Source organism: Streptomyces sp. AV19 (genome assembly GCF_015999245.1).
Classification (GTDB): Bacteria; Actinomycetota; Actinomycetes; order Streptomycetales; family Streptomycetaceae; genus Streptomyces.
This window is the reverse complement of the sequence record NZ_JAEAMR010000087.1, coordinates 1-2,511: the sequence shown is the minus strand read 5'-3', so window position 1 is coordinate 2,511 and position 2,511 is coordinate 1. Positions and strand designations below refer to the sequence as shown.

Genomic DNA, 2,511 nt, shown 5'->3' with positions numbered 1-2,511 from the left:
ATCGCCTCCGTCATCGCGATGGCCGGGGACCGCATCGTCATGCAGCCCCACAGCCAGATGATGATCCACGACGGATCCGGGCTGTGCGTCGGCAACGCCGCCGACATGCGCGACATGGCCGACCTGCTGGACCGTCAGTCGGACAACATCGCCGGCATCTACGCCGAGCGGGCCGGTGGCACCGTCAAGCAGTGGCGGACCCGGATGCTGGCCGAGACCTGGTACTCCGCCCAGGAGGCCGTGGAGGCCGGGCTCGCCGACGAGGTCGCCAAGCCCGGCCGGCCCGGCCGAGAAGAGGGGGAGCCGGGCGACCGGCCGGTGGCCAACTCCTGGGACCTGTCGGTCTTCCGGCACGCCGGCCGCGAGCAGGCACCCGCCCCGGACGTGCCCCGCCTGGCCGACACCGCGGGCAGCGAGCTGGACGAGCCCCCGCCCGACACGCCCCCCGAGGGCGTGCCGGAGCCGGACGTCCCCTTCGACCCGGGCGTCTTCCGGGCCGCCCTGGCAGCCGCCGCCGACCCGATGCCGGATTACGACGCCGAGTATCTCCGGTCCCTCATGGCGGGCGTGGCCACCACGGCCCCCGCCCCGCCGCCACTCGCCACACCCCCCGCGCCCCCGGCAGCCGTCCCCGAGCCGCCCGCGCCTCCGCCGGCACCCGAACCCCCGCCCCCTGCGGGCGAGGTGGCCGTCGAATACTTCCGCGCCCTGCTGGCCACCGTCGCCAACGACGCCCCGGCCCCGCCCCAGCACCACACCCCCCAACCGGCCCCGCCGGAGCCGGTCCCCAGCATCGACCGAACCCTCTTCGAGCGCGCCCTATGGGAGGCACGACTGTGAACACCACCACCGGGGCGGACCCGGAGCGCATCACTATCCCGACGACGGCCGCCGAGCTGGAGGCCATGCTCGGCGACAGCAAGGCGATGCAGAAGGTCTTTTCCGACAAAAACGGGGCCTTCGGCGAGTTCATCACGAACTACGCCCGCGCGGTCCACGACCGTGACCTCTCCGTCGCCACACAGGTCAAGGAAGAGACTCAGCGTGTCCTGGCCCAGTGGCTCCGGGATGAGCAGCCGGAAGGTGTCGGACGGGTCGACCTGACACCGCGCGAGGTCGTGGCGCACGGTTCGGCGCGCAACCACCTGCACAACCCGCGCGCCATGGGCGCCGCGCTGGACCGTGAGTTCGAGAACAGTGCAGAGTACTTCCGGACGATCTGGCACAACGCCAACCGCACGGCAGATATGCAGGCCAAGCTGACCCGCGTCCGTAATGCGTTCTCCAGCACGGTGCCGTCCGAGGGCGGGTTCCTGATCCCGGAGACGCTGCGGTCGGAGCTGCTGCGCGTGTCACTGGAGGCCGGCATCGTCCGGCAGCGATCCCGTGTCATCCCCATGGAGACGCTGCGGGTGCCGTTCCCTGCAATCGACTCCACCAGCAACGTGTCCTCGGTGTACGGCGGCATCGTGGGCTACTGGACTGAGGAGGGCGCCGCCCTCACCGAGTCGCAGGCGTCATTCGGCCGCGTGGTCCTGGACGCGAAGAAGCTGACCGCATACACGACGGTGCCCAATGAACTGCTGTCCGACTCGGTCGGTTCCTTCCAGGCGTTCATCGACCAGATCTTCCCCGAGGCGCTGGCGTACTACGAGGACATCGCGTTCCTCAAGGGCTCCGGGGTCGGCGAGCCGCTCGGTGTCCTCGACGCGAACAACGCGGCCATGATCTCGGTAGCCAAGGAGACTGGGCAGGCTGCCGACACGATCGTGTGGGAGAACATCGTCAAGATGTTCGCCCGTATGCTCCCGTCCAGCCTGGACCGGGCGGTGTGGATCTGCTCTATCGACACGTTCCCTGAGCTGGCCACCATGGCCCTGTCCGTGGGTACGGGAGGCTCGGCGATCTGGCTGAACAACGGCGTCGCAGGCCCGCCGATGACCATCCTCGGCCGCCCGGTGATCTTCACCGAGAAGGCGCCCGGCCTGCTCGGCGACCTGGGCGACATCAGCTTCGTGGACTTCGGCTTCTACCTCATCGGTGACCGTCAGGTCATGTCCGCGATGTCCTCCCCGCACTTCAAGTTCAGCCAGGACCAGACCGCCTACCGGATCATCGAGCGCGTCGACGGCCGCCCTTGGCTCCAGTCCGCGATCACCCCGCAGAACAACGGCCCGACGCTGTCCCCGTTCGTCCAGCTCGCCGCCCGCGCCTGACCAGCACGCCCCCAGCGGGCATTCACACCCCCGCCGGGGGCCAACCAGGACGGCATTCACACCCCGTCCGGAGAGGCACACACCATGACCACAGGAGCCAGAGGACTCGGTCGGCTCTTCAACGCGTCCGTCGGCGCCGTCCCCACCGACGCCGTCGCGGCCGCCATCACCGGCAACCGGGTCCACATGAAGGACTGCGACACCGTTGCTTTCCTCGTCGTGGCCGGCTCCGGCTCGACCGACATCCTCGACCTGGACCTCCAGGAGCATAACGCCGCGACCGGCGGCACCAGCC

Annotated in this window: 3 protein-coding genes; all 3 read left to right on the top strand. The window is 69.9% G+C overall.

Annotated features, from left to right (window positions below):
* The coding region (locus tag I5Q34_RS33570) for an ATP-dependent Clp protease proteolytic subunit (protein ID WP_199896281.1) at positions 1–840 on the top strand (840 nt) is incomplete at its 5' end.
* Entirely contained in the window at positions 837–2,216 is a 1,380-nt protein-coding gene (locus I5Q34_RS33565) for a phage major capsid protein (RefSeq protein WP_199896280.1), read from the top strand. The genes I5Q34_RS33570 and I5Q34_RS33565, both read left to right, overlap by 4 nt.
* 84 nt (positions 2,217–2,300) lie before the next feature.
* The coding region (locus tag I5Q34_RS33560) for a hypothetical protein (RefSeq protein ID WP_199896279.1) at positions 2,301–2,511 on the top strand (211 nt) is incomplete at its 3' end.